The 21,079-nt window shown below is 69.5% G+C and carries 18 protein-coding genes and 4 pseudogenes; 12 read left to right on the plus strand and 10 right to left on the minus strand.

The genetic code is table 11. The features are described from left to right. Nucleotides 1-21: 21 nt before the first annotated feature. Nucleotides 22-285: pseudogene (locus ACGFYU_RS01495) on the plus strand (hypothetical protein); the annotation flags it as partial. Nucleotides 286-316: 31 nt separating this feature from the next. Here the strand turns inward: ACGFYU_RS01495 and ACGFYU_RS01500 are convergent. Further along, a complete protein-coding gene (locus ACGFYU_RS01500) occupies nt 317-889 on the minus strand; it encodes a TetR/AcrR family transcriptional regulator (protein WP_393825454.1) in 573 nt (190 codons plus the stop codon). A 253-nt stretch (nt 890-1,142) separates the two neighbouring features. On the opposite strand from ACGFYU_RS01500, the pseudogene ACGFYU_RS01505 reads away from it, so the two are divergent. Together ACGFYU_RS01505 and ACGFYU_RS01510 are read left to right on the plus strand one after the other, a co-directional pair. Continuing rightward, nucleotides 1,143-2,152: pseudogene (locus ACGFYU_RS01505) on the plus strand (zinc-binding dehydrogenase). A 65-nt stretch (nt 2,153-2,217) separates the two neighbouring features. Next, complete coding sequence (locus ACGFYU_RS01510; protein WP_393825199.1) at nt 2,218-2,343, plus strand: hypothetical protein; 126 nt, start codon at nt 2,218-2,220, stop codon at nt 2,341-2,343. Between the two features lie 12 nt (nt 2,344-2,355). Here ACGFYU_RS01510 and ACGFYU_RS01515 read toward each other — a convergent pair whose 3' ends face one another. Both ACGFYU_RS01515 and ACGFYU_RS01520 read right to left on the minus strand, forming a co-directional pair. Next, nucleotides 2,356-2,709 (minus strand): VOC family protein, encoded by a 354-nt coding sequence (locus ACGFYU_RS01515; RefSeq protein WP_393825200.1) that lies wholly within the window; start codon nt 2,707-2,709, stop codon nt 2,356-2,358. A gap of 23 nt (nt 2,710-2,732) precedes the next feature. Next, complete coding sequence (locus tag ACGFYU_RS01520) at nt 2,733-3,548, minus strand: tetratricopeptide repeat protein (RefSeq protein ID WP_393825201.1); 816 nt, start codon at nt 3,546-3,548, stop codon at nt 2,733-2,735. Nucleotides 3,549-4,119: 571 nt separating this feature from the next. Between ACGFYU_RS01520 and ACGFYU_RS01525 the strand changes: the two genes are divergently transcribed. Together ACGFYU_RS01525 and ACGFYU_RS01530 are read left to right on the plus strand one after the other, a co-directional pair. Next, nucleotides 4,120-4,440, plus strand: a complete 321-nt coding sequence (locus ACGFYU_RS01525) for a hypothetical protein (RefSeq protein WP_393825202.1) — start codon at nt 4,120-4,122, stop codon at nt 4,438-4,440. A gap of 476 nt (nt 4,441-4,916) precedes the next feature. Continuing rightward, nucleotides 4,917-5,372, plus strand: a complete 456-nt coding sequence (locus ACGFYU_RS01530) for a transglycosylase SLT domain-containing protein (RefSeq protein WP_393825203.1) — start codon at nt 4,917-4,919, stop codon at nt 5,370-5,372. A gap of 82 nt (nt 5,373-5,454) precedes the next feature. On the opposite strand, the gene ACGFYU_RS01535 is transcribed toward ACGFYU_RS01530, so the two are convergent. Further along, nucleotides 5,455-6,573 carry a nucleotide disphospho-sugar-binding domain-containing protein gene (locus ACGFYU_RS01535; RefSeq protein WP_393825204.1) on the minus strand — a complete coding sequence of 373 codons (1,119 nt, stop codon included), beginning with the start codon at nt 6,571-6,573 and terminating at the stop codon, nt 5,455-5,457. Between the two features lie 114 nt (nt 6,574-6,687). After that, nucleotides 6,688-8,100: a transcriptional regulator gene (locus ACGFYU_RS01540; protein WP_393825205.1), complete on the minus strand. Its 1,413-nt coding sequence runs from the start codon at nt 8,098-8,100 to the stop codon at nt 6,688-6,690. Between the two features lie 186 nt (nt 8,101-8,286). On the opposite strand from ACGFYU_RS01540, the gene ACGFYU_RS01545 reads away from it, so the two are divergent. After that, on the plus strand, nt 8,287-8,484 hold the full coding sequence (locus ACGFYU_RS01545) for a hypothetical protein (protein ID WP_393825206.1): 198 nt from the start codon (nt 8,287-8,289) through the stop codon (nt 8,482-8,484). Between the two features lie 41 nt (nt 8,485-8,525). Here the strand turns inward: ACGFYU_RS01545 and ACGFYU_RS01550 are convergent, their stop codons facing one another. Further along, nucleotides 8,526-9,023, minus strand: a complete 498-nt coding sequence (locus tag ACGFYU_RS01550) for a response regulator transcription factor (RefSeq protein WP_393825207.1) — start codon at nt 9,021-9,023, stop codon at nt 8,526-8,528. A 103-nt stretch (nt 9,024-9,126) separates the two neighbouring features. Between ACGFYU_RS01550 and ACGFYU_RS01555 the strand changes: the two genes are divergently transcribed. Further along, entirely contained in the window at nt 9,127-9,921 is a 795-nt protein-coding gene (locus ACGFYU_RS01555) for a hypothetical protein (RefSeq protein WP_393825208.1), read from the plus strand. Between the two features lie 23 nt (nt 9,922-9,944). Here the strand turns inward: ACGFYU_RS01555 and ACGFYU_RS01560 are convergent, their stop codons facing one another. Continuing rightward, on the minus strand, nt 9,945-10,403 hold the full coding sequence (locus ACGFYU_RS01560) for an ATP-binding protein (RefSeq protein WP_393825209.1): 459 nt from the start codon (nt 10,401-10,403) through the stop codon (nt 9,945-9,947). A gap of 292 nt (nt 10,404-10,695) precedes the next feature. On the opposite strand from ACGFYU_RS01560, the pseudogene ACGFYU_RS01565 reads away from it, so the two are divergent. Further along, nucleotides 10,696-11,550 (plus strand): annotated as a pseudogene (locus ACGFYU_RS01565) (VWA domain-containing protein); the annotation flags it as partial. 77 nt (nt 11,551-11,627) lie between these two features. Here ACGFYU_RS01565 and ACGFYU_RS01570 read toward each other — a convergent pair. Both ACGFYU_RS01570 and ACGFYU_RS01575 read right to left on the minus strand, forming a co-directional pair. Further along, nucleotides 11,628-12,653: a glycoside hydrolase family 26 protein gene (locus tag ACGFYU_RS01570; protein WP_393825210.1), complete on the minus strand. Its 1,026-nt coding sequence runs from the start codon at nt 12,651-12,653 to the stop codon at nt 11,628-11,630. Nucleotides 12,654-12,872: 219 nt separating this feature from the next. Beyond that, nucleotides 12,873-13,174, minus strand: a pseudogene (locus ACGFYU_RS01575) (hypothetical protein); the annotation flags it as partial. 477 nt (nt 13,175-13,651) lie between these two features. Here ACGFYU_RS01575 and ACGFYU_RS01580 point away from each other — a divergent pair. Genes ACGFYU_RS01580 through xdhC form a run of 3 tightly spaced genes read left to right on the plus strand, consistent with a single transcriptional unit; the run spans nt 13,652 to nt 18,370 of the window. Then, nucleotides 13,652-15,139 (plus strand): xanthine dehydrogenase small subunit, encoded by a 1,488-nt coding sequence (locus ACGFYU_RS01580; RefSeq protein WP_393825211.1) that lies wholly within the window; start codon nt 13,652-13,654, stop codon nt 15,137-15,139. Next, the gene (xdhB, locus tag ACGFYU_RS01585; RefSeq protein ID WP_393825212.1) at nt 15,136-17,553 is read left to right on the plus strand and encodes a xanthine dehydrogenase molybdopterin binding subunit; all 2,418 of its coding nucleotides are present in this window, start codon (nt 15,136-15,138) and stop codon (nt 17,551-17,553) included. The genes ACGFYU_RS01580 and xdhB overlap by 4 nt, the downstream gene beginning before the upstream one ends. A gap of 1 nt (nt 17,554) precedes the next feature. After that, nucleotides 17,555-18,370, plus strand: coding sequence for a xanthine dehydrogenase accessory protein XdhC (xdhC, locus tag ACGFYU_RS01590; RefSeq protein ID WP_393825455.1), 816 nt, complete (start codon nt 17,555-17,557; stop codon nt 18,368-18,370). 79 nt (nt 18,371-18,449) lie between these two features. On the opposite strand, the gene ACGFYU_RS01595 is transcribed toward xdhC, so the two are convergent. Then, nucleotides 18,450-19,832: a M6 family metalloprotease domain-containing protein gene (locus tag ACGFYU_RS01595; RefSeq protein ID WP_393825213.1), complete on the minus strand. Its 1,383-nt coding sequence runs from the start codon at nt 19,830-19,832 to the stop codon at nt 18,450-18,452. 218 nt (nt 19,833-20,050) lie between these two features. On the opposite strand from ACGFYU_RS01595, the gene ACGFYU_RS01600 reads away from it, so the two are divergent. Further along, nucleotides 20,051-20,740 (plus strand): TetR/AcrR family transcriptional regulator, encoded by a 690-nt coding sequence (locus ACGFYU_RS01600; protein WP_393825214.1) that lies wholly within the window; start codon nt 20,051-20,053, stop codon nt 20,738-20,740. The last annotated feature ends 339 nt before the right edge of the window (nt 20,741-21,079 follow it).

Here is a 21,079-nt window from a genome sequence, read left to right on the forward strand (position 1 = left end):
TGCCGGCACGCCCTCTTCGACTGCCTGCGTGATCTGCACTGGCTGCCCGCGGACCAGTACGTACTGATCGTCGAGGCCGCGGATGAGGCGCTGTCGGGGGATGCCGCCGGACGGCGGCTGCTCTTCGGGACCCTCCTGCGGGCAGGACGGCGGTGGTCCTCCATGAAGCGGCCCCAGGGCGTTGACCTCAGCAGGCTCGTGGTCGTCCTGTCCTGCGACGCGGCATCGGTCTCCGGCCTGCAGGCGCAGCTGCGAGCGTGCTGGGAAGAGGTGCTCTCGTCATAGGGTCCGTTTCCCGCTCGCGGACCCTCTGTGGTCAGTCCGCGGTGGGAGCGGCCGGGGTCGTACTCGCCGGCCGGGGGCGGGAGCCGTCCAGGGTGAGGTCGACCAGGCGTGGGGCGACGGTTTCGTCGAGTGGTTCGCCGGTCAGGAGGACCCTGGCGAGGAGCGGGCCCGTGATGGCTTCCACGAGCAGGTGCGGGTCGGTGTCCGCGGCCAGTTCGCCGCGGTTGATGCCGCGCCGGACGAGCGTTTCGGCACGCTCGAGGCGGGCCCGCCAGTACGCGCGCCGTCCCTCCTCCAGGGCGCCTTCCTCGCGGACCGTCCCCAGCAGGAGCAGCGCGGTGCCGACGGGAGTGTCGAAGAACCGGGTCAGCGCCGTGAACAGCTCGTACAGGTCCTCCCGGACGCTGCCGCTGTCGGGGGTGGGCAGGGCCTGCTCGGTGTGCGTGGCGAGCGCCTCGAAGATCAGGTTCTCGCGGGTCTTCCAGCGCCGGTACACGGAGGTCTCGTGGACGCCTGCCGCGCGCGCGACGGAGGCGACGGTGGTGGCGGCCAGCCCCTGAGAGGTGAGCAGGTCCACCGTGGCGGCCATGACGGCCTGCCGCATCCGTTCCCCGCGCCGTCTCAGCGGCGGCGCTTGGCGCGCGCCCGTCTCCTTGCCCTCGATCTCGCCCTCGCTGCTCGTCACCCGGTCACCCTATCGCAAGGGGCCTTGCGATAGGAGGCGGCCCGGCGTACGTTGGAAAGCAAGACGACTTGCGTTAGCTCGCGGATCGCTCACCCGCACGGGCCGGCCGGACCCCGCCCCGTCGGCCCGCCCCAGGCCCGCCGTGCCACAGACCGGAATGGATCACCCCGCAATGGAACTCATGCGTGCCGCGCGCCTGCACATCCCCTCGCGCACCCTGACCCTCGAGGAGGTGCCCGTTCCCACCCCCGGCCCCGGACAGGTGCTGGTCAAGGTGGAGGCGGCAGGCGTGTGCCTGTCCGACGTACACCTCATCGACGGCACCCTCACCCCCGCCCACCTGCAGGGCGACACCGTCACCCTCGGACACGAGGTCGTCGGCACCATCGCCGAGTGCGGACCGGAAGTGACCGGCTGGACGGCGGGACGGCGGGTCGTCCTCCAGGCGGGTGAGGCGCGCGACGGCCGGGTCCTGACGCGTGGCGTCGACTACGACGGCGGCTGGGCCGGGTACGCACTCGCCTCCGCCCCGACCCTCGTAGCCCTGCCCGACTCGATTCCCTTCGAGCAGGCCGCGATCATCCCGGACGCCGTCTCCACCCCCTGGGGAGCCATCACCACGACCGCCGGCGTACGCCCGGGCCAGGCGGTCGGGGTGTGGGGCATCGGCGGACTCGGCGCCCACGCCGTCCAGCTGCTGCGTGCCATCGGCGCCCACCCGATCGTCGCCGTGGACCCGGCCCCGGCCGCCCGGGACCGCGCACTCGACTTCGGCGCCGACCTGGCCCTGGACCCGGCCGACCCGAGCCTGAGCGAGCGGGTCCTGGCCGCCACCGCAGGCCGTGCGCTGGAGGCCGCGTTCGACTTCGCCGGCGTCGCGACCGTACGGGAACAGGCCCTGACCGTCCTCGGCCCGAAGGGGCGTCTGGTCCTCGTCGGCATGACCGACCACCCGCTGACCGTCACCGACGGCACCCTCTTCAGCTACCTCCAGCACCAGATCCTCGGCCACTACGGATCCGCGGAGGACGCCGTACCGCAGCTGATAGGCCTGGCCCAAGGCGGCCGACTGGACTTCTCCCGCTCCATCACCGCGTACTCCTGCTAGCCGACGCGGCCAAGGCCGTCGAGCGCCTGCGGACCAAGGAAGGCGACCCCATCCGCCTCGTCCTACGCCCCTGATCCCGCGACCGGAGCACCTCGACCCGCCCCCTCGCCCCACCCCACCCGACGACACGCAAGCGGGCGTGGACGTCTTCGCCCGCACGTACGACGGGCTGATCCACGCCTTCCTCAACCTCACCCGCATCTCTCCGCAGGCGGAAGCGGCCGTCACCGAACTGCACACCCAGTTCCGCAACCGGCTCACCTGAAGGAATACGCGGTCAGACCGGCTGCCACAGCTCGATCCGATTGCCCTCGGGGTCGGTGACCCGGCCGAATCGGCCGACACCCTCCATGTCCTGCGTTTCCTCCGCCACGTCCGCTCCCTTGGCACGCAGCTGGGCGAGCATCGCATCCAGGTCGCGAACCCGGAAGTTGAGCATCGTCTGCCGGTCGCGGGACCCGAAGTAGTCGGTCTCGGACTCGAACGCCGCGAACACCGTCACCCCGGCTCCCTGATGCCACAGGCCGTTCTCATCGGCGTCCAGGCCCAGGCAATCGCGGTACCACGCGTCCAGGGCCGCCGGGTCGGCGGCGCGCATGAAGTAGCCGCCGATTCCAAGCACACGTTCCATGCCGCCATATTGCCAGGACGGCGTCAGCCGCTCAGCGCGGCATCGTGGCCGCGGCATACGGACAGCAGCGGATGATCGGGCGACACGGCCCCCTCCAGAACACCCAGAGCCCGGTGTACGAGCCAGCGGGCCTCCGCCCGCATGCCGAGGTCCTCCCGGACCAAGGCCAGGCCGTTCAGCGTCACGGCCAGCTCCGGATGGTCCCGCCCGAGTACCGTCTCCTTGATGGCCAGCGCCCGACGGAACAGCGCCTCGGCCTCCTCCAGCCCACCACGCCGGTAGGCGAGGCACGCCAGGTTGTGGCAGGTGACGGCCGTCTCGTGGTGCATGGGACCGTACACGCGGCTGAACACCCCCAGCGCCGCCCGCAACAGGCTCTCCGCCTCCCGGCGCTCACCCAGGCCGTCCAGGATCGCCGCGAGGGCGGCGCGGTCGGCGGCCACGGTGGGGTGGTCGCACCCCAGGACGTGCTCGCGCAGGGCCACCGAGCGGCGGGCCAACGGTTCGGCGGTGGCGAAGTCACCGCGGGCGTGCGCCAGACCCGCGAGGTTGTGCCAGACGGTGGCCAGCTCCGGATGGTCGGGACCCCCGGTCCGCACCAGCACCGCCCACACCCGGCGGTAGAGCCGCTCGGCCTCGTCGAAGTCGCCGGTGTACTTGCAGGTGACGGCCAATTCGTTCAGCAGGTTCGCCCACTCGGGCAGGTCACACGGAGGTGCGGCGTCATCGGTCCCGCGGAGGGCCGCACGCAGCAACTCCTGTGCCCGCCGATAGTCACCGCGCATCCGGTACACGGCGGCGAGGAGCCGGTCGGGGCTGTCACTCTGTTCGGCGTCCATGTGACCCGGTACCTCAGTCGCGGGTCAGGACGGTCTCGTTGTGGTTTCTGCTCAGCGCTCCAGGGACGGGCCTGACGAGACCGAGCGTGGTCGGATGATCGCTGTGGGCCATGGCGGGCGCCTTTGTATTTGCAGGCGAGGCCAGTGCCGACGCCGCGCCGGAGGCCAGCGCCAGAGCCGTGAGCGCTGCGGCGAGCACACGCCTCGCGTCGGCCGTGGAGTGCTTGTCGTGCGGGGAACCGTTCTCCCTTCGCTCTTCCTCCCGGTACATCCGGGGGTGGCTTTCAGGGAACGGCGGGGTGCTCGACGGACCCAGTCACGTGTTCTCGTGGCTTGACGGAGCGGACCGCATGCGGTGGGAGGCTCCGCAGTGCCTGCGGCGCCTCTAGCGTGCATGTCCACCCTCGTCAAGACACGTGTTTTCACGACATGACCGAAGTCGTCCACTCGGGCCTACTGAACAGGTGCCCGCTGCCAGTCGAGGGCACATCGCGAGGCGGATTCCACTCGCCTTGCCCCCACATCCGCAGGGTCGAACGTGGCCCTGCCCGCACTGCGAAGGAACGCTCCCATGGCTCGCAACTTCGGCAACCCGGCAGATGCCCAGCACCGGCGCGGCTGGAAGAACGGGATCAGGGCGGGTCTGCTCCTGACCGTCCTGGCGTCCGCGCCCGTACTCGTGACCTCTGCTTCCGCTGCCGTAGCCGCCCCCTCGTCGGCGGCCACTGTGGTCGCAGACGGGGATTCCGACAGCACTCCGCGCAAGTCCTTGCAGAATTCGAAGGGGAACCTCACCTACTACATACCGCACACGATCGCGACGCCGAAGTATCCGGCCCCTCCGGTGTGCGAGAAGAAGCCCTTCCTCCCCAACTGCGGACCCCAGTGGTAGCTCCGAGTCGCGGGCGGGCCGATATTCGGTCCGCCCGCTAGGCGTGCGCCGCCGGACGCCTCGCCGGTAGGGACGGGGGTACCGGCGGGCCACGTCGAAGACAGCCCCAATCGCATGATTCCATTCGATTCAGTCATAAATCGGACATCGGACTGGGCCCCTCGAAGGCATACAACCGATCACGTTCAGTGAGATTCGGGCGCCCCGGGGGTGACCCGCCCCATAGGACCCACGTCACATACGAACCGGGCTAGTAGCTCCCCGCGGCCCGATATCGCTGTCTGGCACGGGCTCCCACCTGCGCAGATCCTCCCACCCACGCCGAAGGGCCACCGGTCCCCACCTGCGAGGGCTCCTAGTAAGAGGGTTCGTTGCCAGGCCGTCGGGGCGTCTGTAGAACTGGATGAGTCGCCGAGCGGCCCGGGTGCTTCACCCGCCGCGGACGAACCCCTCTCCTCCGCGTGAGTGGCTCACGCATGCTCCGGCATGCGGTGCGACCGCCCCTGTTCCCTTCGGAAGGTCAATCCGTGTCCAACGCCGTCATCCGCCGCATCGCCGCTTCCAAGAAGACCCTCGCGGGTACCGTCCTCGCCCTGGGCGTCGCCGGTTCCATGCTTGCCGCGGTTCCCGCGCAGGCCGCCCCGATGGGTGCGAAGGCGATCGCCCAGCAGATGATCAAGGACCCGGCGCAGTTCGCGGCCTTCAACAACATCGTTTCCCGCGAGAGCGGCTGGGACCACACCGCCACGAACTCTTCCTCGGGCGCCTACGGTCTGGTCCAGGCCCTGCCGGCCTCGAAGATGGCCTCGGCGGGTTCGGACTGGAAGACCAACCCGGCCACCCAGATCAAGTGGGGCCTGAACTACATGAACGAGCGCTACGGCAGCCCCGTGGGTGCCTGGAACTTCTGGCAGACCCACCACTGGTACTAAGCCACCAGCGGGCAGCAGACACACGAAGACGCTCGGCCGGGATCTCTCCCCGGCCGAGCGTCTTCGCGTATGCGGAGCGGCGCTACACGAGGGCCTCGAAGGAGGCGACGAGGTCGGTGGGGGAGGGGAGCGCGTCGATCTCGGCCTGGGTGGTGGCGGCGGCCTTGCGGAGGTCGTCGTCGGTGAGGAGACGGCTCAGCAGGGCGGCGTCCACGCCGTCGCCACTCGCGCGGAGGGCGAAGCCCAGCTCCGTCGCGGCATCGACGTTGATGAAGTGGTCGGCGCCCTGCGGGAGGATCAGCTGGGGGACGCCCCGGGCGGCGGCGGTGAGCATGGTGCCGGCGCCGCCGTGGTGCACGATCGCGTCGGCGGTGTCCAGCAGCTGGGCCAGCGGCACCCACGGCAGGGCGCGGACATTGGCGGGAAGGGTGCCGAGCGGGCCCAGGTCGGTGTCGCCGACGGCGAGCAGGAAATCGGCGTCGACCGAGGCGGCCTCGGTGATCACCCGGGAGACCGGGTCGACACCCGCGTACGCGGTCACCACCGTCCCGAGGGTGACGGCGATCCGGGGCCTGGAGCCACGGGCCATGAGATCGCGGGGCACCGTGCCGCCGCCGTTGTACGGCACGTAGCGGACCCGCCAGCCGGTGCCGTCCCCGCCGAGGGATGCGGGTACGACGTCGAGGACGGTGTGGGTGGCCGGGCCTTCGACCTCCCGGGCCCGGTACTCGTCCGCCAGGAATTCGGCGAGAACGCCGACCATCTTGAAGCCGGACATCACGCCGAAGTTGTGCACCACGGCGGGTATGCCGAGAGCCGCCGAGACCAGCGGTGCGGCGGCCTGGAAGGCTGCGTGGACGATGACGTCCGGCCGCCAGGCGGTGGCGACCGCGAGCAGGTCGTCGATGGTGACCCGGCTGTGTTCGGCGAAACCGGCTGCGGCCAGCCGCTCCATGTCCTGCGGGCTCTTGCCGTCTGTGATGAACTGCGGCTGGGCGCCGTCCGAGGCGCGCCGGAAGGCCTCCATCAGCGTTGAGCCGTCGCCTATTTCGACGGTGGGCAGGCCGGCCTGCCGCATCTGATCGAGCGGGGCCGAGCCGGCGAACAGCACTTGGTGCCCGGCGGCTTGGAGCGCCTGGGCGGTCGACACCATGGGGAACAGGTGGCCCGCCGCGGCGGGGCCGGTGAACAGTACGCGCACTGCGCTACTCCTCGGGTGGAACTCCATGATTCTTCTGACAGACAGTCGAACGAATCTGCGACTCTGTCAGTTTCCACCGAGAAGAAAGAATTTCGGCCGACCCCCACGGCCGCCTCAGACCCGTGCCTCTGCCAACAGGGTGTCGGCCTGCTCTACGAACGCCGCGACTTCCGGAAGGCCCCGGTACGGCTCGAACTGCTTGCGCAGTCGGGCGATCCGGCGGAACGCCCGTGGAGAGTGGAGCTGCCGGGTGAGCCGGACCGCCTCCAGCCCGTGCCGGGCGGCCGCTTCGGGCTCGTTCTTCGCCAGGTCGGCGTGGGCGAGGATGCCGGTGTTGATCGAGCGGCGGCGCATGTGCGTCGCGGGCAGGTCCAGCAGGGCGGCCTGCGCGTACTGGCAGGCCTTGGCGGGCTCGTTCAGGTCCCTGAAGCAGTGGGCGAACGCGTCCGCCAAGTAGGCCTCCTTGAAGTAGCGCAGGTAGGCCGCCGAATCGTCCGATGGGCTCGACCGGTCGAAATGCTGCTCGGCTTCCGACAGGGCGCGGGCGCAGGCCCGTCCGTCCCCCATTCGGGCATGTCCCCGCGCCTCGACGACCCAGGCCACCGCAAGGGCGAGGTGCCCGCCCCGTTGCCGCCCTCCCAACCTGGCCGCTTCGGCGAGTTGCACAGCCTCGGCCGGATGCTGAGCGTAGAGCGCGAGGTGCCCCATGTGGGTGGCCATGACCTGGGCGCCGTAGTCCCGCGAATCGGCGGCATGGGCGAGCCCCAGGGCCAGGATGTAGTAGCGCTCCGCCAGATTGAGATCGTTGCAGTCGATGGCCATATAGCCGGCGGCAGCGGTGAACTCCGCCGCGGTTTGCAGGAGGGCGCGGCCCACCTCGTCGGTCCGGGACTTCTTCAGCAATGGCGCGACATCGAAATGCAGATAGTTGATCATGTGTCGACGGATGCGCTGCGCTCCGAACTCGTGGCTGAGCCGCTCGAATTCATTGCCCAGCGCGCGTACGTGGCGCACGTCGGCCATGGTGACGCGACCATCGGTGCCCGTATAACTCACGTCCTCGCGAGGACCGCCGATCAGCCAGTCGCGACTGGCGGCCGAGACGGCCCCTGCCACAAAGACGGAGTCCATGAGAAACCCACGACTCTCCACGTCGTACCTCCACAAAAGCCTCGCCGTATCGACAGCGCGTTCTGTATTCCTGGGATAGCGGAGGCCGATCGTGTGGTCTTCCGAGACGATGTCCATGCCGAGGTCCTGAGGTGTCAGCATCCGGCCGAGACGCTGGGAGAACACCTGCGCCAGGAGCCGCGGGGTGGGATCCCTCGGAACCGAACCGGCCAGCCAGCGGGCAACCGCCGTGTGGTCGCAGCCCATGCTGAGGCCCTGCGTGGAGGCGAGTTCGCTGACACGGCGCGCCAGCCCCTTGCGAGAAAACCGTGCTTCAGTGATCAGGTCCTGCAGGTTTCGGTTCGGTTCTCGACGAATACTCATCAGACCCCCGATGCGATTGGTCCGCTTGACCACCCACGCTAGTGATCCAGCCTCGGCTTGACTAAGTCTTTGCCGTCAACGCGCCCTTTTCGAGCCCCCTACTGCACCCCCTGCCCGATGGCGCGCACCTGTGCCCACCCCACTCCTGCCGCCAACAGTAGGGCCAGGACATCTGGCTGATGGGCCGAAAGTCCCATCTCTGGAGTGGAGGAGGCCGAAATGAACGGCGAGAAGCGAAACGGCTGGGGCGTGACGGAGTGGATTCGCCTGATGGTGCTCGTCGGCTTATTCGCGCTCATCGCGGCCGGTCCCCCGCCCGGTGACGGCTGGTCGGTCGCGGCGGCGGCAGCGGGGGAGGCGCTCGTACAGCTGCTGGCGCAGTCGTACACCGACCGACGGCACGACGACACCCGATGACGTGGGGTCCGCGGGCCCGGAGCCCTGGGTAGCCCTCGGGATCAGTGCCCGGCCCATCGCGCCGCCATTTCGGTCCGGTTGGCGTAGCCGAGCTTGGCGAGGATGTTGCGGACGTGGCTCTCCACCGTGCGTTCGGAGATGACGAGATCTTCGGCGATCTGACGGTTCGTACGGGTCCGGGCCACGAACTCGGCGATCTGGCGTTCGCGCGGAGTGAGCGGGTCGGCGCCTTCCCGCCGGGCGGCGATCTCGTCGACGAGTCGCTTCGCGGCGGCGGCCGGGCCCGGCAGGTCGAGCCGGCCCGCGATCGCCCGTGCCTCCTCGGCGAGGGCGGCCGCCTCCGCGAGCGCTCCCTTGTCGCGTTGGACGGAGGCGAGGTCCAGGCAGGTCAGGGCCACGTACGGCCGCGCGCCGAGCGCCCGGTTGCGGACCAGCGCCTCGCGCAGCAGCTCCTCCGCGAGTTCCCGGCGGCCGGCGGTCAGGGCGAGGCGGCCGAGGGCGCGGCTGACCGAACCGGAAAAGTACGCGGAACAGCGCACGTGCCCGAACGGACTGGAGCAGCGGGAGCCTCGGCGCCCGGGCGACCTCGGCGAGCAGGGCGGGCCGGCCGCTCGCCCGCGCCGCGTCGGACGCTTCGTCGCAGTGGCGCAGGCTGGCGGCGTAGCGCCCGGCGAGGTACTCGGCGCGGGCCAGTTCGATGAGCGCCGGGGCGCGCTGCGGGTCCGCCGGATCCAGGACGGCGGCGGCGTCCGCCAGGTGCCGTACGGCATCCGCGTAGGCGTGCCGTTCGCGGGCCAGGTCCGCAGCGATCCGCGACCAGCGCGCGGCGGCGGCACGGTACGCGGGCTCCGGGCCGGACCGGCGCCAGTGCGCCGCGATACGGGCCGCATCGGCCGGGTTCCCGGTCTGCTCCAGCGCCCGCGCGGCGGCCCGGTGCAGGGCACGGGCGGTGGCGGACGCGGTCCCGCCGAGGACCTCGTCGCGTACCAGGTCGTGGGCGAAGCGGTAGGTCCGTCCGGCATCCGGCGTCCTCTCCGCGGCGAGGATCCCGGCCTGCCAGGCCGCTTCCAGCGCCCGTGCGACGCCGGTCTCGCCCGGCTCCGGCGGGACCGCGGCGAGCCGATCGGTGTCCAGCCGCTCGCCGAGCACCGCCGCGGCCCGCACGACGTCGCGCTGCTCGGCCGTCAGCCCGGCCAGCAGGCCGGACACGATGGTGCCGAGGCTGCTCGCGTGCGTGCGCAGTGCGATGACGTGCAGCGGCAGGCCGCCTGTCCGCCGGTACGACTCCGCCGCGTCCGCCTCGCCGACGCACCGTGCGACTTCGTCCCGGGTGAAGGGCGCCAGGCGCAGCGTGATCGCCCCGTAGCGCCCCAGGTCCGCGAGCGCTCCGGCGGCCGCCGCGGGCGCCGGGTCGCGGACGGTGCCGAGGACGAGTAGCCCGGACTCGGCTACCTCACCGGTCAGTTGCCGCAGCAGGTCGAGGCTGGCGGTATCGGCCCACTCAGATCCTCCAGCAGGACGACCAGGGCTCGCTCGACGGCCGCCGCGGCCAGGGCATCGCCCATCCGGGCCAGCTCCAGGAACCGCACCGCCGCCGCGTCGGCCGGATTCATGGCACTCCACGGCTGCTGCGGCCCCGCCGCGGCCGCCGGGCCCTCGGGGCCGGCTCCCGCAAGGCGCAGCGCGCGCTGCCAGGGCCACAGCGGAGGCGCCACCCCGTCCCGCGGGCAATGGCCCCGTACGACGGTGCACCGTGCGGAACCGGCATGCCGGCGCAGCGCCTCGGCCGCGAGCGTGCTCTTGCCGATGCCCGCCGGTCCCGCGAGCAGCACCACGGATCCGGAGCCCCGCGCCGCGGCCTCGATCCGCTGGGCAAGAGCCGCCAACTCGGCTTCCCGACCCACGAATTCGTCTCCCACGTGGGCAGTATGCCGCAGGCGCACGCGTCGGTGGCCGGCTGCGGATGCGTACCAGGGATCAGTGGCAGTACTGATGCCGCGCGGGGCCTGCGAGGGCCACCTTTGTCGCACGCGATACCCACTGCGGCTCCCGAGGAGAGAACGCGATGCGAACAACGACGAGGATGCGGCGGGCGTGGGCGGCCATGACGGTGGCGGTCGTCGTCGCGCTGACCGCGGCGGCGTGCACGCCGCCGGACTCCCGGCCGGAGCAGGGCGGCGGAGTCCCGAAGCCTGCGTCTACGCGGCCGAGGACATGGACGTGAAGCATCTGCCGTCCATGCGGGGGCTGTACAAGGTCAACAACGGCGCCACGGCCCTCATCGAAGCCTCGCTGAAGTCCCTGGACGACCTGGGCCACATCTGGGAGGAGTACGGCGAGCACAGTTTCCTCCAGATCGTGGTGACGGACGGCGAGGAGAACGCCTCGGGCGGCGACAGGCGGCACGACGGCGACATGACCATCCTCGGCCCCTGGCTCGACAAGATCGCGGCGAAGATGGGCGCGCTGCCGGGCCACTGGACTTCCGCGATCCTGGTGCCGAATTCCCTGGCGAAGCGAACCGCCCAGAACTACGGCTTCCCGGCCGGAAACATCGCCATCTGGGACGCGGATTCCCAGAAGGGCGTCGAGGAGGCGATCGGCACCGTACGCGCTGCCGCCACCAGCTTCCTCCGCGGCCGCGAGCAGGGCGTGCGCGGTACGAAGAACCTGTTCGCGGTCGGCCAGGACATCTCGGTCGACGACGTGCGGGCGAACCTCGAACCGATCCCGGCCGACAAGTACCGGCTCCTGAAGGTCGACACGGAGGTCGAGATCCGATCCTTCGTCGATTCGCACCCGGGCGTGACGTATGAACGCGGGTCCTGCTACTACCAGTTGGGCACCCGGGTTCAGGTTCAGCCGGACAAGGAAGTCATCGTGGTCGAGAAGGACACCGACCGCGCGTACACGGGCGACGCGGCACGCAGTCTGCTGTTCGGCACGGGTATCCAGGGGACCGTCTCGGTGAAGGCCGGGCGCAACCCCAAGCTGGAGGTATACGTGCAGAGCCGTTCGGTGAACAGGAAGCTCAAGCCGAAGACGCGGCTGCTCATCATGCTCTGACCCGTCCGCGCGGACTTCGCCGGTTGCCCCTCGCCGCCGGCCCATGGGCCGGTCGGTTGCTCCCAGGGGGAAAGGACTCACTCCCTGTGGTCGAAGTCGGCAGGCCCCCCACGCCCCTGTTCGTTGGACAGGAACTCGCGGAAGACTTCTGCGGAGCGCGGGTTCTGGCTGCACTGCCACACGCCGTGCGGGCAGTAGTCGGTAATGCTGTGGTAGAGCGGCCTGTGGTCGGCGATCCATCCCAGCATGTCCCGCATGTACTCCGGGTTGTCGCCGTTGCGGAACAGCCCCCATTCGGGGTACGAGATCAGCTTGCCGTGCGCCCTCGCGAAATCGACCTGCTGCTGGAGTCCGTAGGGCTGGGTGACCTGCTCGTCGAAGGAATCGCCGGGCGGCTGGTCGTAGGAGTCCATGCCGACGATGTCGACCACGTCGTCACCGGGGTAGCACTTGGTCCAGGGGATCGCGTCAATGCCGCGGTTGGGGGCGAAGTCGAAAAGGAACCGCTGTCCCTCCACGGAGCGCATGGCAGCCACGATGCTCCGCCAGTACTTCTTCCAGTTCTCGGCATCGGGCCGGCATCGGTGGGTGTAGTTGAAGCCGTTCATCTCCCAGCCGAGCACGATCACCGTGTCCGGCACCCCGAGGGAGACCAGACGCCTGGCGAGCCGCTCGAAGTGGTGGTCGTTCTCACCCCGCGCGCCGGCTCGGATCAGCTTGGCGACCTGGCCGTCGGGGACGTCGGCCTCGTTGCGCGCCTGCATGGGCACGTTCAGCACGAACAGCCGATCGGCTCTCGCGTTGCGCCACCGTGCCCAGCTCCCCAAGGAATCGGGCGCCCCCTCGATGTTCGACCAGGTGTCGCCGGGCAGGTAGGTGTGCCCGGCGCGCAGCTCGGCACCCCCGAGCCAGTGCGAGAGTTCCTGCATCCTGTCGACGCCGGGCGAGCCGTAGTGGAGATAGGCGCCCACGGCGACCTCGGGCCTGGCACTACTGCCGGAACCTTCTCGCGGCGGCGGGCCGAGCGCGGCTCCGGTGACGAGCAGGCCGACAGCGAGCGTGCTTATGCAGGCACCCGCCAGCCAACGACCCCGATGGGACATGACGCCCTCCACAATCTTCGCGAACCGATGTGTCCGGAAGTGACGTTAGGCATCCCATCCGACTCTTGGCCTGTCTGGTGTCCCGATTCTGGGCCATTCGCGGCAGCCGATCGCTGTTGCTTGGCCCGACAGGGTGAATCAGTCGGCTGCGCGGCAGCCGGTCATCTATGGGGTGCCGGCGCCGGGCCAGGCGGGGGAAACGTCTGCGGGTGCCCCGGGTCACGGGTGGTCGATGTTCCACTGTGTGGGGAGGTCCGCGTCGCAGAAGACACGGACGAAGTGGCTTTCTCGCACGATGTTGTGTTCTTGGCAGGCGGGACACCGGCGGAACACCACCTCGTGCGTGAAACGGCCTGGGTGGGCGAGCTGAGCATGCTCCAGTGCCTGTGCCACGGCCGGCCACGACACGACGTCCGGACCACGGGCTTCCCTCCGGCGCAGGCGATGTGCCTGCTGCGGCGCGGGGCCAGCCGGAGGACACCATTCGTATCGACGACGAAAGTGAGGGGCTCGGGGAGTTCGTCCAATCCGATCGGTGTGCGAGAGACCGAGGTCAGGCTCTTGACCTCGGTGGTTTCAGCCGCTACTTTGCGGTACACGTTGACCCGTGACGACCGAAAGGAGGCGACAGCAGATGTACACCAGCTCTGATCTGGGTCGCCTCGCCCAGTGCACCGTCTGGGTTCCGGGGCGGATCGCGCACGGCTGCTGATCACGCCGTTTGACATGCCCATCCGTGCACATTCCGGAACGGCTGCCGAGCACGACGTTTTGATCTGCCCGTCCGTGGCATGTTTCCGGAACGGCTGCTGAGCACATCCTCCTGATATGCCCGTCCGTGGCACATTCCGGGTTTTCCCGTCACCTTTTCCCGGCACGTCGCTGTTGCGTGCCATTTTGCGCCCGCTCCTCTCACGTGGCGCGTCTGAACACAGAAAGTGCCTGAAATTGGCGAACACAATGAATCACCCGATCGCGCACCGGAACGAGGGCCTGTCATGGTAGCGGCGCGGATCACGGTCAACGGGAAAGAAACTCCGATTTCACCGGCTGCGCCCCACACAACGACGCTGGATTTTCTGCGCGAGCGTGGCCTGACCGGCACCAAGGAGGGCTGCGCCGAGGGTGAATGCGGCGCCTGTTCGGTCCTGGTGGCCCGCCCCGGGGTGAGCAAGCCCACCGACTGGGTGGCGGTCAACGCCTGCCTGGTGCCGGCCGCGGCGCTCGACGGTCAGGAGATCATCACCTCCGAGGGTCTCGCCACCGCCGGCGAAGCCGGCACGGCGCCCACCCTGCACCCGGTGCAGGAGGAGATGGCGGTCCGCGGCGGCTCCCAATGCGGTTACTGCACCCCGGGATTCATCTGCAGCATGGCCGCCGAGTACTACCGGCCCGACCGCTGCGCGCACGCGGACTCCGCCTCCGACTCCGACTCGGACTCGGCCGACAGCGCCGACGCCGAGCACGGTCCGAACGGCTTCGACCTGCACGCACTGAGCGGAAACCTCTGCCGCTGTACCGGCTATCGCCCGATCCGCGATGCCGCGTTCGCCGTCGGTGAGCCCACCGATGAGGACCCGCTGGCCCAGCGTCGCGAGCAGTCTCCGCCGGAACCGGCCGTCACCGAATACACCCAGGGCGACAGCACGTTCCTGCGGAAGAGCACCCTGGCCGAGACGCTGCGGCTGCTGCGCGAGCGGCCCGACGCGGTGGTGGTCGCCGGCTCCACAGACTGGGGCGTGGAGGTCAACATCCGCTCCCGCCGGGCGGATTGCGTCGTCGCCGTCGACCGGCTGCACGAACTGCGCGAGCTGCGCGTCGAGTCCGACCACATCGAGATCGGTGCGGCACTGACGCTCACCGAGATCGAACGTCGCCTCGACGGCGACGTCCCGCTGCTGGCCGAGCTATTCCCGCAGTTCGCGTCCCGGCTCATCCGCAACGGCGCGACCCTCGGCGGCAACCTCGGTACCGGATCCCCCATCAGTGACAGCCCGCCGGTGCTGCTCGCACTGGAGGCGTCGGTGGTGCTCACCGACGCCGCCGGTGAGCGCGAGGTCCCCCTGTCCGACTACTTCACCGGCTACCGGCAGAGCGTGCGCCGTCCCGGCGAGCTGATCCGCGCCGTGCGCATCCCGCTGCCGCTGTCACCGGTCACCGCGTTCCACAAGATCGCCAAGCGGCGCTTCGACGACATCTCCAGCGTGGCGGTCGCCTTCGCGCTCGACATCGAGGACGGGATCGTCCGCAAGGCCCGCATCGGCCTGGGCGGCGTGGCCGCCACCCCGATCCGCGCCCTCGCCACCGAGGCGGCCCTGGAGGGCGAGGCGTGGTCGGCGCAGACCGTCGAGGCAGCGGCCCTGCTGCTGCAGGCCGAGGGCACGCCGATGAGCGACCACCGTGCCAGTGCCGACTACCGATCCGCGATGCTCGGCCAGAGCCTGCTGAAGCTGCACGCGCAAACCACCGAGGCGGTGTCGTCATGAGCCATCTGTCCGAACGTCCCGAAAAGCCGGTCGTCGGCGTTTCCCTGCCGCACGAGAGTGCCACCCTGCACGTCACCGGCACCGCGCTCTACACCGACGACCTGGTCCATCGCACCAAGGACGTGCTGCACGCCTACCCGGTCCAGGTCATGAAGGCCCGCGGCAGGATCACCGCCCTGCGCACCGAGCCCGCGCTCGCCGTGCCCGGTGTGGTCCGCGTACTGACCGGTGCCGACGTGCCCGGCGTCAACGACGCCGGGATGAAGCACGACGAGCCGCTGTTCCCCGAAGAGGTCATGTTCTACGGCCACGCCGTCGCCTGGGTGATCGGCGAGACCCTGGAGGCGGCCCGGCTCGGTGCGGCGGCCGTCGAGGTGGAACTCGAGGAACAGCCCTCCCTGATCACGCTGCGCGAGGCGATCGAGGCCGAGAGCTTCCACGGCGCCCGGCCCGTGATGGTGACCGGCGACATCGACGCCGGCTTCGCCGACTCCGCGCACGTGTTCACCGGCGAGTTCCAGTTCGCCGATCAGGAGCACTTCTACCTCGAGACGCACGCAGCGCTGGCCTACATCGACGAGGCCGAGCAGGTGTTCATCCAGAGCAGCACCCAGCACCCCTCGGAGACCCAGGAGATCGTCGCGCACGTCCTCGGTCTGCACAGCCACGAGGTGACCGTGCAGTGCCTGCGCATGGGCGGCGGCTTCGGCGGCAAGGAGATGCAGCCGCACGGCTTCGCGGCCATCGCCGCGCTCGGCGCCAAGCTGACCGGCCGGCCGGTGCGCGTACGCCTCAACCGGACCCAGGACCTGACCATGTCCGGCAAGCGGCACGGGTTCCACGCCGAGTGGAAGATCGGCTTCGACGCCGACGGCCGCATCCAGGCCCTGGACGCCACCCTGACCTCGGACGGCGGCTGGAGTCTGGACCTGTCCGAGCCGGTGACGGCCCGCGCGCTGTGCCACATCGACAACACCTACTGGATCCCCAACGCGCGCGTCGCCGGCCGCATCGCCCAGACCAACAAGGTCTCCAACACGGCCTTCCGCGGCTTCGGCGGACCCCAGGGCATGCTGGTGATCGAGGACATCCTGGGCCGGTGCGCGCCGCAGCTCGGCCTGGATCCGATGGAGTTGCGGGAGCGCAACTTCTACCAGCCGGGGCTTGGCCAGTCGACGCCGTACGGCCAGCCGGTCACCCAGCCCGAACGGATCTCCGCCATCTGGCAGCAGGTCAAGGAGAACGGCGGCATCGCCGACCGCAAGCGCGAGATCGCCGCCTTCAACGCCGCGCACCCGAACACCAAGCGGGCGCTCGCGATCACCGGCATCAAGTTCGGCATCTCGTTCAACCTCACGGCCTTCAACCAGGCCGGCGCGCTGGTGCTGATCTACAAGGACGGCTCCGTCCTGATCAACCACGGCGGCACCGAGATGGGCCAGGGCCTGCACACCAAGATGCTGCAGGTGGCGGCGACCACGCTGGGCATCCCCCTGCACAAGGTGCGGCTGGCGCCGACGCGAACCGACAAGGTGCCCAACACCTCGGCCACCGCCGCCAGTTCTGGGGCGGACCTCAACGGTGCGGCGGTGAAGAACGCCTGCGAGCAGCTGCGCGCGCGGCTGCTGCAGGTGGCCGCCGGCCAGCTGGGTTCGAATGCCGCGGACGTGCGCATCGTCGAGGGCGTCGCACGCACCCTGGGCAGCGACAAGGAGCTGGCCTGGGACGACCTGGTGCGCACCGCGTACTTCCAGCGGGTTCAGCTGTCCGCGGCCGGCTTCTACCGGACCGAGGGGCTGCACTGGGACGCGAAGGCGTTCCGGGGCTCGCCGTTCAAGTACTTCTCCTACGGCGCCGCCGCGGCCGAGGTGGAGGTGGACGGCTTCACCGGCGCCTACCGCATCCGCCGGGTGGACATCGTGCACGATGTCGGCGACAGCCTCTCCCCGATGATCGACATCGGTCAGGTCGAGGGCGGTTTCGTACAGGGCGCGGGCTGGCTGACGCTCGAGGACCTGCGCTGGGACACCAGCGACGGGCCGAAACGCGGCCGGCTGCTGACCCAGGCCGCGAGCACGTACAAGCTGCCGAGCTTCTCGGAGATGCCCGAGGAGTTCAACGTCACGCTCATGGAGAACGCCACCGAGGAAGGCGCGGTGTACGGGTCCAAGGCGGTGGGTGAGCCTCCGCTGATGCTGGCGTTCTGCGTACGCGAAGCGCTGCGGCAGGCCGCGGCCGCGTTCGGGCCGAGCGGGGTCAGCGTCGAGCTGGCCTCGCCCGCGACGCCGGAGGCGGTGTACTGGGCGATCCAAGCGGCTCGCCAGGGCGATGTCCAGGGCAACGGCCACGCCGGAAACGGGCACGCCGCCGAGGACAGCCCCCGAACCGACGCAGAAGCGCTGACCGGTGCCTGACATGACGTGGGTCGCCGCGGTCGCGCGGTTGCGAGCACGCCGGGAGTCCGGCGTGCTGGTGACCGTCGCGACCGTGCGCGGCCACGCCCCGCGCGGCGCCGGTGCGAAACTCGTCGTGGCGCAGAACGAGACGTGGGGTTCGATCGGCGGCGGCAACGTCGAGGCCGTCGCGATCGACCGGGCCCGACAGATGATCTCCGTATCAACGCCGGAGCCGGAGCCGGAGCTGATCGATTTCGCCCTGAACGACAAGGTGACCAACCGGCACGGCGTGCAGTGCTGCGGCGGCACGGTCTCGGTGCTGCTCGAACCACTGCCGGTGGTACGGGCGGTGGCGATCTTCGGCGTCGGGCACGTCGGGCTGGAACTGGCGCGCATCCTGGCACGTCAGGACCTCGACCTCCACCTGATCGACACGCGCTCCGACATCCTCACCGAGGAACGGCTCGACGTGCTGGCAGACGCGGTCGCGCAGGTACACGTGCACCACACCCCCCTGTTGCCCGAGGAGGTGCTGGAGGAGTTGCCGCGCGGCACCCACGTCCTGATCATGACCCATGATCACGCCGAGGACGCCGCTCTGTGCGACGCCGCACTGCGCACCACCCACCTCGGCTCTATCGGGCTGATCGGGTCGGCGGCCAAGTGGGTGCGGTTCCGCAAGCGCCTCGCCACCGAGGGCGGCCACGACGAGGCCACCATCGACCGGATCAAGACCCCGATCGGGCTGGCCGACATCACCGGCAAAGAACCCGCGACCATTGCGGTGAGCGTCGCTGCCGACTTGCTGCGCACCTTCGAAACCGAGGGCTGCTGACGCTCCGCCGGCTCGACAGGGTGTCCCGCACGTGCGAACGCACATATGCGGGGCACCCTTTCGGCGTGCTCGTTCGAGGTCAGTCCATGTGGATGTCGACGGCCATCTCGTCGTCGTCGGGGTTGCCCTCGACCTCGATGGTGACGCCGGACCATCTCCCGTCAGGCAGGTTGAGTGCCGGACTCGTCGATTCGCCGATGGTCCTGTTCCCGAGGGAGGGGTACAGGTCGGTCGAGTCGCCCCGGTTGCCCCGGCCGAAGATCGCGCCCAGGTCGCGTCTGCCGTCGGCCTGCAGGAGCTCGATCGCGAGACGGTCCTCCTCGTCCACGTTCGGAATCGCTTCGTCGACCGTGTAGACCGAGATGCCGGCGTCCGGCAGGAACGCGTCCTGTCCTCGGCGGCGCCGGTACTCGACGAGGAGGTACTGCGTCTCCTCCATCGTGTCCGCGTTCTGGATGAAGAGCATGTCACCGCCCTCCGCGGCCGGCTGCAGCACCACGTCCTTGGTGGTCCTCGTAATGCGCTTGGGGTTGGCCCAGCCGTGGAACATGCGCAGCATGCCGTTGGGGAATACCGGTGTGAGACCGGAGTTGCCCCAATTGCCCGCCGCCATGAGGCAGTAGTTGCCCAGACCGTTGGACTTGGTCGCCTGCAGCCGACCCGTGTCGTAGTAGTCGGCCCAACGCGCCGCCAGGTGGCCCCACTCGTGGGCGCACAGGCCCATCGCGCAGTCCTCCGGCACCGTGAGGAACGTTTCCACGGTCAGGCCCGAGCCGACGGAGATACCGCCTGGGATGCCCCACTTGAGGCTCCAGATGTCGTCGCGGCTCCGGGTCCTCTCGGTTCCGAACCCCGCGTGTACGACGAACACCGCGGTGACCGTGTTCTCGCCCAGCACGTCGAAAGGTCTGAAGTCGATGCCTTCGGCCTTGGCCAGCTTCACCGCGTCCAGGGCCATGCCTTGGGAGTTGCGGGGGAAACGGCCCTGCCCCGAGTTGCCGTCCGCGTAGAAGGAAAGCGGTTGTGGCAGTCGGAACCAGCCGTGGACCTCGCCCTGGATGTCGATGCCGTTGTTGCCGAACGGGTCGAAGCTGCTGATGGTGCGGTAGAACTCCCGCATGCTGCCGGTCGGCAGGGAGTTCGTGCTGAACAGGAGCTGCTCGTAGTGGCCCGGGCGGTGGTTCGCCTCGTGTGGCCTGTCGGGGAAGTCGACCAGGAGCACGAGGGTGTTGACGACGCCCTTGAGCTGTTGGTCGGGCCGTGTGATCAATTGCCGCTCCGCACTCGGCTCGACTCGCACGGCGCCGTCGTCGAGGCCGACGAGCTTCTCGGCTCGACGGGTGGAGCGCCAGGTGTAGTAGTAGTCCTCGAAGGTGGTGTAGTCCGGCAGCCGACCCGATGCCATCAGATCCAGATAGTCGGAATAGAGCTGGGCCAGCGCGTCGGGGGACAGCGGGGCCAAGCAGGGGCGGGTGCGGGAACAGGAATGTGTCGTGGGGGACGTACTCGTGTGTCGCATGGCGACCACTCACTTGCTTGGACGATCACATAGCGCGGTGTGCAGAGACCGCGCTTAGGGCGTATACGGACGCCATCCGTTTATGCTGTACGTATACAGGCTCCACCCGTGCGATGCCGTCGTCAAGGCGGGGACGGAGCCGGAATCTCGGAGGTACGGCCATGACTCCCCGTAGTCGGCTGAGCCGCCAGCGCGTCCTTGAGGCGGCCCTCCGCGTGGTGGACGACGAGGGGCTGGAAGGCCTGAGCATGCGCCGCGTGGCCGGCGAACTCGGAGTGGAGACGATGGCCCTCTACCGGTACACGCCCAGCAAGGACGATCTGCTGGACGGCCTCGTCGAGCACCTCTTCATCGAGCTGGAGGAGACGCTGGACGGCGCCGCGCCCGCGGTCTCCGTCGTACGGGAGGAGGTTGCGCTCCCTTGGCGCGAGGCGCTCCTGGGCATCGCGCGGGCGATGTACAGGGTGGCCCTCGCCCACCCCCATGTCATTCCGCTGGTGGCGGTGCGACCCTTCACGGTCCCCCTGGCCCGCAGGCCCCCCGCAGTGCTGCGCGCCCACGAACGGGTGCTCGCCCTCCTGCATGCGGCGGGGCTGGACGAGGAGACCACGCTCAAGATGTACCGGGCGTTCATCTCCTGGGTGCTGGGCTACGTCGTCATCGAATTGCGCGAGGTCGTGGACAATCCCGATGAACCGGATCCGGCCTTCCGGCTCGGCCTGCACCGTCTCCCGGTCAAGGACTTCCCCCTCCTCCGGTCGCTGGGCCCGGCCCTGGCCGTCCGCGGCGGGGAGGAACAATTGGCGGCCGGCCTGGACGCGCTCCTCGGCCGCTACTTGCCCGCGCCTTGACGCCGCTGGGGTCAGCCGCTGCAGCTCCGGCGGCGTCCGTACCAATTGTGATTTCGCAAATTGGCTTCCGTGATAAATCGCCCGTCACCAAAGATACACGCTATTTGGGCAACGTTCGGCACGTAACAGCGAGAACCAGATCACAGTCTTTGTGTGGCGGTTGTGCGCCGTTCTGAGCCATGCCAAGAGCAGGCAAAGTCGGACAGAAAGTCGGCGAAATCGGAATTTCAAATTCCGGATATTCCCTCCTTCGGTACTTCTCGTGAGAAGCTCACCCGGACCGATCATTACAACCGTTCGCGCGAACCACGCCTGGGGAGCGCGGATCGACTACGAGGG

Origin of the sequence: Streptomyces sp. NPDC048337 (assembly GCF_043201175.1) — a bacterium.
GTDB lineage: Bacteria > Actinomycetota > Actinomycetes > Streptomycetales > Streptomycetaceae > Streptomyces.

What these genes read in the sequence shown, in the direction of transcription:
- ACGFYU_RS01500 (WP_393825454.1), bottom strand. Translation starts at nt 889, where the DNA reads ATGCGGCAGGCCGTCATGGCCGCCACGGTGGACCTGCTCACCTCTCAG.
- ACGFYU_RS01515 (WP_393825200.1), bottom strand. Translation starts at nt 2,709, where the DNA reads ATGGAACGTGTGCTTGGAATCGGCGGCTACTTCATGCGCGCCGCCGAC.
- ACGFYU_RS01520 (WP_393825201.1), bottom strand. Translation starts at nt 3,548, where the DNA reads ATGGACGCCGAACAGAGTGACAGCCCCGACCGGCTCCTCGCCGCCGTG.
- ACGFYU_RS01525 (WP_393825202.1), top strand. Translation starts at nt 4,120, where the DNA reads ATGGCTCGCAACTTCGGCAACCCGGCAGATGCCCAGCACCGGCGCGGC.
- ACGFYU_RS01530 (WP_393825203.1), top strand. Translation starts at nt 4,917, where the DNA reads ATGCTCCGGCATGCGGTGCGACCGCCCCTGTTCCCTTCGGAAGGTCAA.
- ACGFYU_RS01545 (WP_393825206.1), top strand. Translation starts at nt 8,287, where the DNA reads ATGAACGGCGAGAAGCGAAACGGCTGGGGCGTGACGGAGTGGATTCGC.
- ACGFYU_RS01570 (WP_393825210.1), bottom strand. Translation starts at nt 12,653, where the DNA reads ATGTCCCATCGGGGTCGTTGGCTGGCGGGTGCCTGCATAAGCACGCTC.
- ACGFYU_RS01580 (WP_393825211.1), top strand. Translation starts at nt 13,652, where the DNA reads ATGGTAGCGGCGCGGATCACGGTCAACGGGAAAGAAACTCCGATTTCA.
- xdhB (WP_393825212.1), top strand. Translation starts at nt 15,136, where the DNA reads ATGAGCCATCTGTCCGAACGTCCCGAAAAGCCGGTCGTCGGCGTTTCC.
- xdhC (WP_393825455.1), top strand. Translation starts at nt 17,555, where the DNA reads ATGACGTGGGTCGCCGCGGTCGCGCGGTTGCGAGCACGCCGGGAGTCC.
- ACGFYU_RS01600 (WP_393825214.1), top strand. Translation starts at nt 20,051, where the DNA reads ATGACTCCCCGTAGTCGGCTGAGCCGCCAGCGCGTCCTTGAGGCGGCC.